The following is a 15,240-nucleotide window of genomic DNA, read 5'->3' on the forward strand; positions in this document are numbered from 1 at the left end:
TTCCTAAGCGTCGAAGCCGATAAAGCGCGTGGGAACCGCGGGTTCATCGCGGGTGAGTGCGAGGCCCTCCCACGGCAGGGTGGTGATGGCCTGGGCCAGGTACTCGCGGGATTCCTCGAGGGTAGGCAGATTGTCGAGGATCTCGCCGTCGCGCATCAGCGGCACCGTCATCTCGCGGGTGCGCAGCGTCCCGGTCTCTGGGTTCTCGGAGGAGAAGGGGAGCACGAGCTCCTCGACGGCCACCCCGGAGGAGCGGTAGGTGCGCAGGGCGCGCTTTGACCCGCCCTGCGACTTCTTCGAGGAGGAACGCTTGGCCACTGGATGGCCATCGACCTCGACGACCTTGTAGACCATGCCAGCAGTCGGGGCACCCGAGCCGGTGACCACCGAGGTGCCCACGCCATAGACGTCGACGGGATCGCCGCGCAGACCGGCGATGGCGAACTCATCCAGGTCGGAGGAGACCACGATCTTGGTGTTGTGGTTGCCCAAATCATCGAGCTGCTTGCGCACACGGCGGGTGACCGCGGCCAAATCGCCGGAATCGATCCGCACGCCGCCCAGCTCGGGTCCGGCCACCTTGACGGCGGTTTCCACGCCCTTGGTGATGTCATAGGTATCCACCAACAGGGTTGTATCCACGCCGAGAGTTTCGATCTGCCCGCGGAAGGCGGCCTCCTCGTTCGGGGTGCCGTCCTCGTTGACGTGTGCCAGCGTCCACGCGTGCGCCGCGGTGCCGGAGACCGGAATGTCATAGCGGTAGCCGGCCTCCAAGTTGGAGGTGGCCTGGAAGCCTGCCAGATAGGCGGCGCGGGCAGCAGTCACCGCAGCGTATTCGTGCGTGCGGCGCGAGCCCATCTCAATGATGGGACGGCCGTCCGCGGCAACCACCATACGGGAGGCCGCGGAGGCCACTGCGGAATCGGAATTCATGATGGAGAGGATCACGGTTTCCAGGATGAGACACTCACCGAAGGTGCCGCGCACGGTCAGCAGTGGCGAGTTGGGGAAGTACAGCTCGCCTTCCCGGTAGCCATCGATCTGCCCGGAGAAACGGTAATTGGCCAGGTACTCCTGTGTTGGAGCATCCAGGAAGTCCATCTCCGCCAGTTGCTGGGCGGTGAAACGGAAGTCCCGGACAGCGCGGAGAACGCGCTCGGTGCCGGCAACAACGCCGTAGCGCCGTTCGTTGGGAAGGCGGCGGGCAAAAACTTCGCAGGCTACCTGGCGGTGCGCAGAGCCATCGCGCAGCGCCGCTTGCAGCATGGTCAGCTCGTACTTATCGGTAAGAAGGGCCGTGGAACGATCTGCAGGGTCGTTTCCGGCATCCCGGACGTTATCTGAGGTAGTAGTCACATCGAAGATGCTACTCAGGGCGTCCTAAAAAATCAGCTGTTCTATTCCTCAAGCTGAATGACGACGTACACCTCGCCGTCGTTATAAGCCACGCCAACGGCCGCGGTGGTCATCCGGCGATCCCGCAGGGCGGCCACGTGGTCGGGGGAGGCCCGGAAGGCCTCGACGAATTCATATGCGCTGGCCTTGTCCACGGGCAGGTGGTGCTGAACCATCTGCACATTTTCTTCCGATGGCTCCTGCGTCTTGGTCACCGCGTTGCACTCTGCCTTTTCGCGGGCTGCGGTTTGGCGGTCGATCCAGGGCACCAGTGGGGCTTGGCCGTCTTCCTTACGCCAGGTGTTGAGCGCACCTATCAGCTCCTCTTGGATGGTGTTGAGCTGACGTTGGACGGAAACGTCGGGAAGCTCGTAGTCGCACGCCTCCGACATTGGGGGTTCCGCATCCGTCGAGCTGCCGTCGTTCGACGGGTTGGTCAGGCTCAATACGGCAGCCACGAGCGTGCCGCCGAGAACGAGCACGGTCAGCACTCGTTGCAGGAGGAGGACGACATCCTCCTTCGCCGGTTGGCGTCCCGTGAGAATGTCAACAACGGCTGGGGGAAGGGAGAAAGAATTCATTGATGCCACCTGGAAACGATAATCAGGTTAAGGGTCGCTGACAGTATAACTGCTCGCGACGCGGAGAATTTTAGCTAGTGTAGAGGGCATGAAAGCGCACAACGAAACGTCCGCGGGCGTGGTGATGAGTTCACCCATGGCCACCCCGGAGCTGGATGAGGCGATTGACGTCGACGTCGCCACGAGCGAAAACCTGCCGTGGATGTGCATTGTCTGGGATGATCCAGTCAACCTGATGAGCTACGTCTCCTACGTGTTCCAGACCGTTTTAGGCTATGACAAGAAGCGAGCCAACGAGCTGATGATGCAGGTCCATACCGAAGGTAAGGCAGCCGTGTCCTCGGGTGAACGCGACAAAGTCGAAGCCGACGTGAAGAAGCTGCAGGTCGCGGGCCTCTGGGCCACAATGCAGCAGGCAGGGTAGGTTATGCAGGCTTGGAAGAAGAAAAAGTCCTTCATGCGCGGCGCCAAGTACACGGCTGTTTTCGAGCCGATGGAGCGCGAAGTCTTGGGTGACCTCACCGCGACGGTGTCCGAGGCCATCATCGCTCGCGCGCAGTCGGCGCCGAAGGATGAGCTGGCGGACATGCTCGACATGCCCACCGGCCACACCGAAGCCCCCGAAGACCCGTCGCTGGCCCGCCTCTTTCCGGACTTCAAGAAGCCGGGGGATGAGGAATTCGATGGAGACAATTCCCTCATGCGCTCGCTCCATGAGAACGACATTGCGCGCGCCAAGCTGGAGAACCTACAGGTCATTAACACCGCGCTGGGGCCGACTGGCGGGGTAGAGGTAGCCATTAGTGAGGAAGAGGCGCATGCTTTCCTCGCGGGGCTTAACGATCTGCGCCTCTATATCGCCGCCGGGGACGTGCCGGAGGATACCCCTGGGGCGGACCGCGATACGCTCGTGGAATGGCTGGCATTCTGCCAGGATTCGCTGCTCGACGTTCTCATGGACTAGCACCGTGCGCACACTTCCCGACATGGGCTTTTCCGTCGGCCACGTCACACGTGAGGATACCGGCGTCACCGTCATTTACTGCGGCGAGCAGGGGGCCGTGGCCGGCGTCGACGTGCGGGGCGGCGGCCCAGGCACGCGCGAGACGGATCTTTTAGAGCCACACAACACGGTCGAGCGCGTTCATGCGTTTCTTCTGGCGGGCGGCTCGGCCTTTGGGCTGGCCGCTGCGGATGGCGTCATGCGCGGGCTGGAGGAAGCAGGGATTGGTTTCCCCGTCTTTGGGGAGGAGATCCCCGGCCCGCGCGTTCCTATCGTCCCGGGCGCGGTCATCTTTGATCTGCTCGCCGGGCCGCAGCGTCCCTCGGCGGCAGACGGCGAGGCGGCTCTACGCGCCGCGTTGGCAGGACACGACGCCACGAGTGGCAGCGTGGGTGCGGGCACCGGAGCCTGTGCCGGCAAGGTGCGGGGTGGGGTGGGCACCGCGCTTGTCGACGTCTCCCCCTTCTCCGTCGCCGCCGTCGTCGTGGCCAACCCGGTGGGCCAGGTGATCGATGCTGAGACCGGGCGTTTGTTTGGCGCCCCAGGTGCACCAGCCGTCGACGTTGAACGGTTTGCCGCGGCCCGCAGCTTGGCCGAGTCATTCGCGGAATCCTCGCGGCTTAATACCACCATTGGTGCGGTGTTGACCGATGCTCCTTTAAGCAAGGCCCAGACCAAGCGCCTGGCCCTCGCGGGCCACGATGGCATCGCCCGCGCTGTGCGCCCAGCGCATTCCCCGCTGGATGGGGATACGCTGTTTGCTGCCGCCTCGGGAGTCCGCTCAGCGGAGAAGGGCATCGGCCCGGCGGAGTTGGCGTCGTTAAGCGCAGCTGCTGCCGATGCCCGGAGGTATACTGCGCCGCTGCGAGCCAGGCTGTTTGGCGCGCTGCGCGCTTTAGAGTTGGCATTATGACGACGAGTGGACTTTGGCCAGCGCATTCGCTGCCTAACCCTCAACCCGCCTGCTGCGCGGAGACAACCTCCTTAATACAGGCGATTCGAAAACACGCACCGGCCGCTCAAACAGCGCGTCTCGCGGTGGATTCTCGCCGTCGAGTGGATCATCCACATCATTAACTTCCTGTTCTTTGGAAGCGAGCTGGGGCAGTACGGCATTCATCCGCTGGACTTCAACGGCATCTGGGGGATTTTCACCGCGCCGCTGCTCCACGCGAACTTCGAGCACCTCATCGGAAACTCGTTGCCTGGTGCGATCTTTTGTTTCCTGATCGGCTTGTCAGGCCGCAAGGCATGGTGGGAGGTCACCATCATCGTGGTGCTCATTGCCGGCGTGGGCACGTGGCTGCTGGGCGGGCCGGGGACCTCGCATATCGGTGCTTCGGGCATGGTCTATGGCTGGCTGGCCTATCTCATCGTGCGCGGCATCTTTAACCGCTCGCTGGGGCAGTTCCTGATTGGTGTTGGTCTAGGGTTCGCCTACTCCGGCCTCATTTGGGGCGTGCTGCCGATCTACGAGGGAGTCAGCTGGCAGGGCCACCTCTTCGGCGCCATCGGTGGCATCGTCGCGGGCATGGTGATCACCTCCGATGACCCGATTAAGAAGGTCAAGCCCGCGCCTCGGGGAGCGATGCGTTAATGCCTGACGCGACCTCTCCGATCGGGATTTTTGATTCGGGCGTGGGCGGCCTGACCGTCGCTCGCACGATCATCGAGCAGCTTCCCGACGAATCCATCATCTACATCGGCGATACCGCCCATACCCCCTACGGCCCGCGGCCCATCGCCGAGGTGAGGGAGCTCTCCACCGCCATCGCCGACGAGTTGGTGGAGCGCGGCTGCAAGATGCTGGTGATCGCCTGCAACACCGCCACGGCCGCCTTCCTGCACGATGCCCGCGAGCGCTATGCCATTCCGGTCGTGGAGGTTATCCGCCCGGCCGTGCGCCGCGCCATCGCCACCACCCGCAACGGCAAGATTGGCGTGATTGGTACTGAGGGAACCATTAATTCCGGGGCCTACCAGGATTTGTTCGCCGTCAACCCGAATGTTGAGTGCACGGCCGTGGCCTGCCCGGACTTCGTGAACTTTGTCGAGCGCGGCATTACCGCTGGGCGCCAGATCCTGGGTGTGGCCGAGGGCTACCTCGCGCCGCTGCAGTCGGCGGGCGTCGACACGCTCGTTCTTGGCTGCACGCACTACCCGCTGCTGACGGGCGTCATCCAGCTCGCCATTGGGGATAACGTCACCTTGGTGTCCTCGGCGGAGGAGACTGCGAAGGATGTGTTGCGCATCCTCACCAACACGGACATGCTGGCCCCGGCAGGGCAGGTACCCACACGTAGTTTCGAGTGCACTGGCGACCACGCCACCTTCGAGCGTTTAGCCGCGCGCTTCCTAGGGCCCAAGATTTAGAGCGGGTGAGGATGTACAATCGACCCAAATCCCGCATCCCCCATTGTTTCGTGGAACTATTGAACGCATGAAGCTGACCATCCTAGGCTGTTCCGGCTCGGTGCCCACTGTGGGTAATCCGGCCTCTGGCTATCTCTTGTCTTTCCCCTCTGCTCCGTCCATCATCATGGACTTGGGCCCGGGTACGCTTGCACGTCTGCAGGAACTCCAGGATCCGTGCGATGCACACGTGGCGTTAACTCATCTCCATGCCGATCACTGCCTGGACTTTCCGTCTTTGATGGTGTGGCGCCGCTTCCACCCCACGGCCCCGGCAGCTTCCCGCAATTTTTGCCTCGGCCCGTCGGCCACTGAGACTCACCTGGGACGGCTGTCCTCGGATGCTCCGGATGGGGTGGATGACATGAGCGATACATTTGCGTTTAGTCCCTGGGTGGACCGTGAACGCCAGCTTGTCGACGATGTCTATATCACCCCCTTCCGCACCGTGCACCCGGTAGAGACATACGCCTTGCGGGTCGAACACACTAAATCGGGTGCAACCTTGTGCTATTCAGCTGATTCGGCCTATACGCCCGCGCTCGTTGAGGCGGCACAGGGTGTGGATGCTTTCCTCTGCGAGGCTGCATGGGGCGAGACTTCGGAGGATAAGGCTCCAGACATGCACATGTCGGGAGCAGAAGCTGGGCGCCTAGCGCGTGAGGCAGGGGTAAAGAAGCTCGTGCTTGTTCACCTACAGCCGTGGGGCGATGTCGCCGCAACATATGCCGCCGCTGCCCGTGAGTTCGACGGTGAGATTGTCGTTGGTGCCGCCGGGATGGAGCTCGACTTTTAGCACGCGCGGTAGGGTAGGGGCATGACTGATTTCACTCGTGCTGATGGTCGCGCGCTCGACCAACTCCGTAGCGTTCGCATTACCCGCAATTTCACCACCAACCCGGCTGGGTCGGTGCTGGTGGAGTTCGGCAATACCCGAGTCATGTGCACGGCTTCCGTGGAATTCGGGGTGCCGCGCTTCAAGAAGGACTCCGGCGAGGGCTGGTTGACCGCCGAGTACGCCATGTTGCCTGCGGCCACCCACGACCGCATGCCGCGCGAGTCGATGAAGGGCAAGGTCAAGGGACGTACCCACGAGATCTCCCGCCTGGTGGGCCGCAGCCTGCGCGCCGCCGTGGACCTGTCCGAGCTGGGCGAGAATACCATCCAGCTGGATTGCGACGTGCTGCAGGCCGACGGCGGTACCCGCACGGCGTCGATTACCGGTGCGTATGTGGCGCTGGCTGATGCGATTGCCTACCTCAAGGAGGAGGGTGTCGTCCCGGGCGAGCCGCTGCTGGATCCGATCGCTGCTATCTCCGTCGGCATCATCGATGGTCACGTGTGCCTCGACCTGCCCTATGAGGAGGACTCCCGCGCGGAGGTTGATCTCAACGTGGTGATGCAGGAGGGCGGGGACTTCGTCGAGATTCAGGGCACCGGTGAGCACGGCCTGTTCGGCCGCGCGGAGCTCAATGACATGTTGGACGTGGCCCAAGCCGGCTGCACCCAGCTTATCGACGCTCAAAAGGCGGCCCTCGGATGGTAAAGCTCCTCGTCGCTTCGAATAATGCCAAGAAGCTCAAGGAGCTGGAGAAGATTCTCGCTGATGCCGGCATTGAGGGCATCGAGCTGCTCCCCCTCTCCGCGGTGGAGACTTACCCGGAGCCTGTGGAGGATGGCCGCACCTTTGCTGACAACGCGTTGATTAAGGCGCGCGCTGGGGTGCAGCACACCGGGTTGGCAACGATCGCGGATGATTCCGGCCTCGCGGTGGAAGAACTCAACGGTATGCCGGGCGTGCTCTCTGCCCGGTGGTCGGGCGACCACGGTGACGATGAAGCCAATAACCGCCTGCTGCTGGGGCAGATGTCACACGTGCCCGCCGAGCGCCGCGCGGCCGCCTTTGTGTCGGTCTGCGCGCTGGTGACCCCGGATGGGCAGGAACACGTGGTGGAGGGCCGCTGGCCAGGCTCCTTGCTTAGCACCCCACAGGGAGAAAATGGTTTTGGTTACGATCCCCTCTTCCAGCCCGAAGGTGAATCCCGCTCCGCCGCGGAGATGTCCCCGGAGGAGAAGAACGCTGTCTCGCACCGCGGCCGCGCGCTTGCACAACTGCGCGAACCCCTAGCGGCGCTTGCCGGCCAAGCCTAAGCCTCCGCCCGCCATCACCACGAGTCCCAGCATCCACCAGCTGGGATAGTTGGGTAAAGGACCTAACTAGGAGGACCATCTGCGCACATTCTGCGAAAACCACCTGGGGAAACGCAGAAGCTGCCGCGCAGATGGTCCTGTGGCTTTGGTCTCTCCGCACATGGTTCTACTCATATGGTTCGCCTGCCCCCAAACGAACCTTCTGTAGTGCTTTAGGTGGTTTCTTTGCCCCCAAAAGAACCCGATGAGGGGGAACCGCCTGAAGAGAACCATGTGGGCTCGCCGAGCGCTGTGGCGACAAGACCCCACACGGAAACCGTGCGGGGTCAGACTATGTGCGCCCGGTGAGACTTGAACTCACACGTCATAAGACACTAGAACCTAAATCTAGCGCGTCTGCCAATTCCGCCACGGGCGCTGGTTTCGTTGCTGCGGAGCGCTCTTTGCTCTGCGCAACGGTCACTAGCCTACAGGGCGGCAGGCTATAGATGGAAATCCACTTTTCTGGGCGTGGTGGGTAGGCTGTTCAGAGTGAGCACCAACCCAGCACCGAAAAAGCGGATGAAGGTTCGATGGTGGCACATCGTCCTCATCGTGCTCTTCGTCGTGCTCTTTTTGTTCCTTGCTTACTGGCAATGGACGCGGTTCCGCTCCGGTTCGGGGACCTTCCAGAACTTGGGATACGCCTTCCAATGGCCGCTGTTCGCGGTATTTGTTGTTTACGCTTACCGCACCGCCATGCGCTACGAGAATGAGCGAATCGATGCCGAGAACGAAGCCCTCCAGCGGGGAGAAGAGCCAGCCCAATATGAGGCAGAGGACGTGCGCGCGGCCAAGGAGCACACCGAGACTAAAATCGACGAAGATTTCCTACCGCCCCGTCCGCAGATTGATGTGGAAACCTTCAACGCTATGAACAAGCAGCGCCGCCGTCGCGGCACCGAAGAGGAGAATTTATGAGCAACCCAGTGAACAACGCTGTCCATCCTGACCGTCAGGCGCGTATCCGTGGCCCGCTGAAGTTCTTTTCCATTGCCGCCACGATTACCGGTATTTTCCTTCTCATTCTCGTCGCGCGCATGATCCTGCAATACGGCGTGGGCATGGAGATGCCATCGTGGGCTACGCTCATCGCCCAAGCGCACGGCGTGGCCTACATGGTCTACCTCGTATCCATCCTGGTCCTCGGTCCGCGTGCAATGTGGCCGGTAGGCAAGCTCTTTACCACGGCGCTCGCCGGTGTTGTTCCGTTCCTTTCCTTCTGGATGGAGCACAAGCGCCGCACTGAAGTTGTTGAGCAGTTCCAGCTTTAAGAGTCTTCTACCGGCACCATCGTGAGGTTGGCGCCAAAATCGACCACGTCCTGGGCTATGTCCGGGGATAGGTCAGTTGTTGTGATGACCGTGTCAACCTGGTCAAAGGTGGCCACTCGGTGGGCCGACATGCGGGTGAACTTCTCTGGTGTGGTGACAACGATGGCACGTCGGGCCGCTTTAAAGTAGGCCCGTTTGATGGTGGCCTCGGTAAGGTTCGGGGACATAAGGCCCACCGACGGAGTGCACGCGCAGATACCCACGATTGCTAAGTCGAAGCGCATGGACATGACTGTGTCAACCGCTTCCGCCCCGTACACCGCAAGATCGTCGCTATTGACGGTTCCGCCTGGAATTAGGACGTCGCTGCCCGGCGTCTTGGCTAATGCTGCGCCCGCGTACAGAGACATCGCCAGGGCCGTGATGTCCATTCCGGCGAGGTTGCGGGCGACCGCTGTGGGGGTTGTACCCGAGTCGATGAGAACACAGGAGCCGGGCTCGACTAGTCGTGCCGCCTCTGCGGCAATAGCGCGTTTGCCGGCGGGATCTTCTTTCCGGCGTACCTCTAGGGGATAGCGGGCACCCCGTCGCACAGCGGGGCGAGCGCCGCCATGAAAGCGCGTGAGTGCTCCAGCTTCTTCCAGCTCAGTGAGATCTCGGCGGATGGTAATCGCGGAGGCCCCAGTGAGTTCTTGTAATTGGCTGACCGTTTTGCTCCCCGAGTCAACCGCCCAGATGATTCTGCGCTGGCGTTCTTCCTTGTCCATGACCCTGATTATATAGAACTGAAACGACCATATGCAGTGAACGTTTCGATCTTTATTCTGTGGCTAGGCGAGGTAAAAGTCCTTGTCACAAGGTTTCAGGACAGGTGATTGAAATGCGTAGGACAGTAACCCTTGGGCTTTTAATGAGCGAGCGTTTGGCTGCGGATGTGGCACGCTACGCACCACACGGAGTGCGTGTTCGGTGGATCAGTACGGAAGAGGAAGCACGCGCGTGCGATGGTGTGGTTCTCGACGCCACAGAATTCGATGGCGTCCTCCCCGGCCACGTGGTGCTGGTGCTAGGCGACGTCAACGGGGTCGCCGAAGAGCGGCTTCGGCGTTCTGGGGCGGTGGTTATGCACCGCCACTTGCGCACGGAGCTTGACACCTTGTTGATGGCCTTTGGCGCCTTCGTGGATCAGCAGGCCCTCATCAGAGCAAGGTAAAAGCATTGTGTGTGTGGGGCTGGGTTCAGATTGAAGGGCTAGTCTGGAAGGCATCTTTTTCTGAATCACACAAAGGACGGGCTTTATGTCTCCTCGCAAACTCAGCACGACCCTCATCGCCCTTGTGGTGCTGCTGTCGTTGGCCTGCGCCGCGCTTGGTGTGTACGCCGTGCGCCAGCCGCACGAGGTTTATACCGCGCCGGTGCAGTCAACCAACACGCAGGTCGTTAAGGCCGTCCAGCGCGAAGAACAGGTGGTCTTGCTCAGCCTGGGTATCCAGGGGCTGGCGGAGAAATCTTCCGTGGGTCAGGTCTTAGGCGTGAAAGTTCCGTGGACTAGCCGAACACAATTTGTGCAGTATTCCTATAAAGCCAAGCTCGGTATCGAAGGCAAGGACGTTCGCGTCACTGAGACCGGCGAGCATGCCTACACGGTCCACATCCCGGACTTCATCTTCATTGGGCATTCCGATGAAGAGTTTAAGACCGCCGTGGAAAACAACGGCGTGCTCAGCTGGACCACCCAGCCGATCGACGCCGCATCTACAGTGTCGGATGTCCTCAGCGCCGATAAGAAGCGCAAGGACATCGACGACAACCGCGAGCTCCTGCAGGACCAAGCTCGCAACTTCTATGAGGGCATCATTCACGGAGTAGACCCTGACGCCCAGGTGACCATGGAGTTCAGCTAGACCTCACGTCGAGTGCCCTTTTGCGTGGAATGATCCTTTTTCTACGTCGAGTGTCCCCCGTACGTGGAATGAACTATGTTCATTCCACCTCCGTGAACTTGCGGTCCCAATAAGCCCGTACCGGGTTAGCGTCCGCAAGGAGGATATCGAAGCGGTCATTGGCAATCTCGATGATTTCGCTCAAGACCACGCGCTGCTCCAGCTCATCCGAGTTGGACAAGCGGCGCACGCCCGCATCGATAACCCGGTCGGCCGAGTCGTTGGTGTCCAGGTATGCCACGAACGGCATGTCGAAGCGCTCGCGGTAGGCCTGTGAGACGTCGATAAGCTGCTGCGTTTGCACGTCATCGAGGTCATCCAAGGCCAAGGAACCGCGGTCGGCGGAGATGGTGGCGGCCGTGTCGGAATCGGCCAGCAGCAGCTCATCCATCGCGGGGTAGTCGTGGATCAGTGCACGGCGCTGGTCGCTCGGAGCGGTGAGCACCGTGACCTGGATAGCCTCGCGCAGCTGGCTGACGTCCTGGAAGGGGCGCAGTTCCCAGGCGGCTTCGAGCGGCCAGGTTTCGTTGTTGAAGAGCGGGCGCAGAGCGCTGACGAAGCTCTCGCGGTCCATCTCGTTGAGCTCCTTGAGCGAGACACCGGCGCCGTCGAGGCGGCTGACATCATCGCCGGACTGCGAGCCGAGGTGGAAGAAGAGCAAGTTGAGCAGGATTGCGGTGATAGCGCCGATGGACATTCCGGAGGAGACGAAGATCTGCGCCCACTCCGGGAAGGCGGTCGCTACGTCCGGCTTGAAGGTGACGAGCATGGCCAGCCCCAACGCGGTGGTAACGATGGCGGCGTTGCGGCCGTCGGTGATGTCTTCCTTCGCGATGGTCTGCAGGCCGGCCCAGGCAACGTTGGCGAACAGAGCGAGGGAGGCGCCGCCGAGGACTGGGGAGGGGATAGCCGCAACGATCGCTGCGGCCTTGGGCAGCAGGCCCAGGATGATCATGAAGCCCGCTGCTGACACCGCGACCCAGCGGGACTTCACACCGGTGAGACGAACGAGGCCGACGTTCTGCGCAAAGCAGGTATAGGGGAAGGAGTTCATCACGCCACCAAGGGTGGTGGAGAGACCGTCGGCGCGAATGGCGCGCACAACGTCATCGCGCTTGATGCGCTTTTTCACAATCTCACCGGTAGCGAAGACATCGCCGGTGGTTTCCACCATGGTGATAATCATGACGATGATGAGGGAGAGAATCGCCATGATGTCGAACTTCGGCATACCGAAGTAGAAAGGCGTCGTCATGCCTATGGCATCGGCCTCGCGCACGCCGTCAAAGGAAGTATCGCCGAACACGAAGGCCACGCCCGTACCAATGACCAAACCAAGCAACACCGACAGCGTGCCCAGGAAACCGCGGAAGAAGCGTTGCACAACAATGATGATGGCCAGCGTGCCGAAACCATAGAGCAGATCGCGTGCGGCCGGGACCCCGTCAGCGTAATTGACAAAGTCATTTGCTGAGACCGCCAGCAGCGACGTACCCATGACCAAGAGCACGGTGCCGGTAACAATCGGCGGGAAGTACTTGAGCACGCGTCCAAAGACCGGCGCGGCGAAGAAAGTAAAGATACCGGCAGCGATAATTGCGCCATAAATCGTGGGCAGTGGCTGGTCACCAGCGCTCATGCCGATGGCAATGATGGGGCTCACCGCCGTGGTGGTTACGCCCTGGATGATGGGCAGCCGGACGCCGATGTGCTTGCCGACGCCCACCGCCTGGATCAACGTCGCCAGACCACAGGTCAACAAGTCAGCGTTGATGAGGTGGATCGTGGTGGCCTCATCCAGCCCCAGCGACCCCGCGATAAGCAGCGGGACGATGACCGCGCCAGCGTAGAAAGCGAGGACGTGCTGCAGACCGAGCGCAGCTAACTTGGGCGCTGGCGGGACAACATCAACGGGGTGCGTTGGGGGAGTGGCAGGGCTAGCGGTAGCGGCGGTGTCGGACACGCGGGGAGGCTCCTTGCTAAAAAGCGAGACGAGGATACTGCGCATAACAATAGAGCGCGGCGCGGACAGGCACCAAGAACTTGCCTGGAAGGTGTGGGAAAGGCCACGTCAGGGGGTGATTTACCCCCGCATCTAACCGTACGGTCGTTACCTATGAGAGAGCTGACCAGTGTGGTGCTAAAACCAGCCCGTTCGGTGGCATGGGGCCCGCATTTGCCGATATGAGGTTATGCGTCCGTACCCCTACTATTGGCTACAGAGAGGGGTTCGGTGACGATACGCGTTGACCGAATTGCCCGTGAGCCGAAGTCACCCACAGCCCTTCTGCGACTAAGTGTTACGCGTCGTGCGAACTATGAAGGGAGTCAAAATAGTGACCACCGCAACGGAACAGTCTGTGCAGTTCGAGGCATGGAAGGGCTTTGAGCCCGGCCCGTGGACTGAAAACATTGACGTTCGTGATTTTATCCAGCGCAACTACACCCCTTATGACGGGGACTCCTCCTTCCTCGCTGGGCCCACCGAGAAGACGCAGCGCGTGTGGGATCATTTGGAGAAGAATTACCTGTCCGTCGAGCGCCAAAAGCGCATCTTCGACGTAGACACCCACACCCCAAGCGATATCGACGCCTTCCCGGCTGGGTACATCTCCGAGGACGATGACGTCATCGTTGGCCTGCAGACGGATACGCCGCTCAAGCGCGCCATGATGCCCAATGGTGGTTGGCGCATGGTCAAGCAGGCCATCAAGGAAGCCGGTAAGGAAACCGACCCGGAGATCGAGAAGATCTTCACGCGCTACCGCAAGACCCACAACGATGCAGTCTTCGATATCTACACCCCGCGCATCCGCGCAGCGCGTTCCTCCCACATCATCACCGGCCTGCCGGATGCCTATGGCCGCGGCCGCATCATCGGCGACTACCGCCGCGTGGCCCTCTACGGCGTGGACTTCCTCATTGCTGAGAAGGAAGCATCCAAGCATGCGGTGGGGGACCTCGGCTTCTCCGAGCACTGGGCACGCTACCGCGAGGAGCACGCCGAGCAGATCAAGGCTCTGAAGAAGCTCAAGGTCATGGCTGAGTCCTATGGCTTCGATATCTCGAAGCCCGCGAAGACCGCCCACGAGGCAGTGCAGTGGACCTACTTTGGATACCTTGCCTCCATCAAGTCCCAGGACGGCGCCGCCATGTCCATCGGCCGCCTCTCCGCATTCTTCGATTGCTACTTCGAGCGCGACCTGAACGCGGGCATCATCACCGAGGAAGACGCCCAGGAGATCATCGACCAGCTGGTGCTCAAGCTGCGCATCGTCCGCTTCCTGCGCACCGAGGACTATGACCAGATCTTCTCCGGTGACCCGTACTGGGCAACCTGGTCCGATGCCGGCTTTGGCGACGATGGCCGCCACATGGTGACCAAGACTTCTTTCCGTCTGCTGCAGACGCTGATCAACCTGGGCCCGTCGCCGGAGCCGAACATCACCATCTTCTGGGATCCGCAGCTGCCGGCGGGCTACAAGGAATTCTGCGCCCACATCTCGATTGAGACCTCCTCCATCCAGTACGAGTCCGATAAGCAGATTCGTGAGCAGTGGGGCGACGACGCCGCAATTGCGTGCTGCGTGTCCCCGATGGCCGTCGGCAAGCAAATGCAGTTCTTCGGTGCCCGCGTCAACGCTGCGAAGGCCCTGCTCTACGCCATCAACGGCGGCCGCGACGAGGTTAGCGGCAAGCAGGTCGTGGACGGATACGAAGCAATCCAGGGCGATGGACCGCTCGACTTCGACGAGGTCTGGCAGAAGTACGAGGAGATGCTGGATTGGGTTGTGGGCACCTATGTTGAGGCCCTCAACATCATCCACTACTGCCACGACAAGTACGCTTACGAGTCGATCGAGATGGCGCTGCACGATTCCGATATCGTGCGCTCCATGGGCTGCGGTATCGCCGGCCTGTCCATCGTGGCTGACTCGCTTTCCGCCATCAAGTACGCCAAGGTCTACCCGGTGCGTGATGATTCCGGGCTGATCGTGGACTACAAGACGGAAGGTGACTTCCCCTTCTACGGAAACGATGACGACCGCGCCGATGACATCGCCGCCACCATCGTTCACACCGTGATGGAGAAGATTAAGGCCATCCCGATGTACCGCAACGCCATCCCCACCCAGTCGGTGCTGACCATTACCTCCAACGTTGTCTACGGCAAGGCAACTGGTTCCTTCCCGTCCGGCCACCAGGCAGGTACCCCGTTCGCGCCGGGCGCAAACCCGGAGAACGGCGCGGATAGCCACGGCATGGTTGCCTCCATGCTGTCGGTAGGCAAGCTGGACTACAAGGATGCACTCGACGGCATCTCGCTGACCAACACCATCACCCCGTCCGGATTGGGCCGCACCCCGGAGGAGCGCATCACCAACCTGGTGGGCGTCCTCGACGCCGGCTTCATCATGGATTCCGAATAGACCACGTCCACA

Annotated in this window: 16 protein-coding genes, 1 tRNA gene and 1 pseudogene; 13 read left to right on the forward strand and 5 right to left on the reverse strand. The window is 61.4% G+C overall.

Annotation, left to right across the window (positions count from 1 at the left end; all coding sequences use genetic code 11):
- Positions 1-3: 3 nt before the first annotated feature.
- Complete coding sequence (locus tag HWX44_RS04515; RefSeq protein ID WP_080975094.1) at positions 4-1,356, reverse strand: nicotinate phosphoribosyltransferase; 1,353 nt, start codon at positions 1,354-1,356, stop codon at positions 4-6.
- A gap of 41 nt (positions 1,357-1,397) precedes the next feature.
- Positions 1,398-1,976, reverse strand: a complete 579-nt coding sequence (locus tag HWX44_RS04520) for a hypothetical protein (protein WP_049155731.1) — start codon at positions 1,974-1,976, stop codon at positions 1,398-1,400.
- A gap of 88 nt (positions 1,977-2,064) precedes the next feature.
- Here HWX44_RS04520 and clpS point away from each other — a divergent pair, with 88 nt between their 5' ends.
- The 8 genes and pseudogenes from clpS (at position 2,065) to rdgB (ending at position 7,542) form a co-directional block, all read left to right on the forward strand.
- Positions 2,065-2,400, forward strand: a complete 336-nt coding sequence (gene clpS / locus HWX44_RS04525; RefSeq protein WP_049155733.1) for an ATP-dependent Clp protease adapter ClpS — start codon at positions 2,065-2,067, stop codon at positions 2,398-2,400.
- Between the two features lie 3 nt (positions 2,401-2,403).
- Positions 2,404-2,940: a DUF2017 domain-containing protein gene (locus HWX44_RS04530; RefSeq protein WP_046647374.1), complete on the forward strand. Its 537-nt coding sequence runs from the start codon at positions 2,404-2,406 to the stop codon at positions 2,938-2,940.
- A gap of 22 nt (positions 2,941-2,962) precedes the next feature.
- A complete protein-coding gene (locus HWX44_RS04535) occupies positions 2,963-3,892 on the forward strand; it encodes a P1 family peptidase (RefSeq protein WP_175973589.1) in 930 nt (309 codons plus the stop codon).
- Positions 3,893-3,941: 49 nt separating this feature from the next.
- A pseudogene (locus tag HWX44_RS04540) lies at positions 3,942-4,576 on the forward strand (rhomboid family intramembrane serine protease).
- Positions 4,576-5,352, forward strand: coding sequence for a glutamate racemase (gene murI, locus HWX44_RS04545; protein ID WP_175973374.1), 777 nt, complete (start codon positions 4,576-4,578; stop codon positions 5,350-5,352). Before HWX44_RS04540 ends, murI begins: the two are co-directional and overlap by 1 nt.
- A 67-nt stretch (positions 5,353-5,419) precedes the next feature.
- A complete protein-coding gene (locus HWX44_RS04550; RefSeq protein ID WP_175973376.1) occupies positions 5,420-6,187 on the forward strand; it encodes an MBL fold metallo-hydrolase in 768 nt (255 codons plus the stop codon).
- A 21-nt stretch (positions 6,188-6,208) separates the two neighbouring features.
- The gene (gene rph / locus HWX44_RS04555; protein WP_175973377.1) at positions 6,209-6,937 is read left to right on the forward strand and encodes a ribonuclease PH; all 729 of its coding nucleotides are present in this window, start codon (positions 6,209-6,211) and stop codon (positions 6,935-6,937) included.
- Positions 6,931-7,542, forward strand: coding sequence for an RdgB/HAM1 family non-canonical purine NTP pyrophosphatase (gene rdgB, locus HWX44_RS04560; protein WP_175973379.1), 612 nt, complete (start codon positions 6,931-6,933; stop codon positions 7,540-7,542). Before rph ends, rdgB begins: the two co-directional genes overlap by 7 nt.
- A gap of 336 nt (positions 7,543-7,878) precedes the next feature.
- Here the strand turns inward: rdgB and HWX44_RS04565 are convergent.
- Positions 7,879-7,960, reverse strand: a tRNA-Leu gene (locus tag HWX44_RS04565).
- A gap of 143 nt (positions 7,961-8,103) precedes the next feature.
- Here HWX44_RS04565 and HWX44_RS04570 point away from each other — a divergent pair.
- Both HWX44_RS04570 and HWX44_RS04575 read left to right on the forward strand, forming a co-directional pair.
- On the forward strand, positions 8,104-8,502 hold the full coding sequence (locus HWX44_RS04570) for a hypothetical protein (protein ID WP_070509754.1): 399 nt from the start codon (positions 8,104-8,106) through the stop codon (positions 8,500-8,502).
- Positions 8,499-8,855 carry a DUF3817 domain-containing protein gene (locus tag HWX44_RS04575; RefSeq protein ID WP_046647365.1) on the forward strand — a complete coding sequence of 119 codons (357 nt, stop codon included), beginning with the start codon at positions 8,499-8,501 and terminating at the stop codon, positions 8,853-8,855. The genes HWX44_RS04570 and HWX44_RS04575 overlap by 4 nt, the downstream gene beginning before the upstream one ends.
- Here HWX44_RS04575 and HWX44_RS04580 read toward each other — a convergent pair.
- Positions 8,852-9,622: a DeoR/GlpR family DNA-binding transcription regulator gene (locus tag HWX44_RS04580; protein ID WP_175973381.1), complete on the reverse strand. Its 771-nt coding sequence runs from the start codon at positions 9,620-9,622 to the stop codon at positions 8,852-8,854. The two genes, HWX44_RS04575 and HWX44_RS04580, sit on opposite strands and share 4 nt — an antisense overlap.
- A 143-nt stretch (positions 9,623-9,765) precedes the next feature.
- Between HWX44_RS04580 and HWX44_RS04585 the strand changes: the two genes are divergently transcribed.
- Complete coding sequence (locus HWX44_RS04585; RefSeq protein WP_230308861.1) at positions 9,766-10,068, forward strand: hypothetical protein; 303 nt, start codon at positions 9,766-9,768, stop codon at positions 10,066-10,068.
- Positions 10,069-10,153: 85 nt separating this feature from the next.
- The gene (locus tag HWX44_RS04590) at positions 10,154-10,759 is read left to right on the forward strand and encodes a hypothetical protein (RefSeq protein WP_175973387.1); all 606 of its coding nucleotides are present in this window, start codon (positions 10,154-10,156) and stop codon (positions 10,757-10,759) included.
- 79 nt (positions 10,760-10,838) lie between these two features.
- Here the strand turns inward: HWX44_RS04590 and HWX44_RS04595 are convergent, their stop codons facing one another.
- Complete coding sequence (locus HWX44_RS04595; RefSeq protein ID WP_444843281.1) at positions 10,839-12,806, reverse strand: solute carrier family 23 protein; 1,968 nt, start codon at positions 12,804-12,806, stop codon at positions 10,839-10,841.
- Positions 12,807-13,116: 310 nt separating this feature from the next.
- Between HWX44_RS04595 and pflB the strand changes: the two genes are divergently transcribed.
- A complete protein-coding gene (gene pflB / locus HWX44_RS04600) occupies positions 13,117-15,228 on the forward strand; it encodes a formate C-acetyltransferase (RefSeq protein WP_175973593.1) in 2,112 nt (703 codons plus the stop codon).
- Positions 15,229-15,240: the final 12 nt, after the last annotated feature.

This window comes from Corynebacterium sp. Marseille-Q2823 (assembly GCF_903645345.1).
GTDB lineage: Bacteria > Actinomycetota > Actinomycetes > Mycobacteriales > Mycobacteriaceae > Corynebacterium > Corynebacterium hiratae.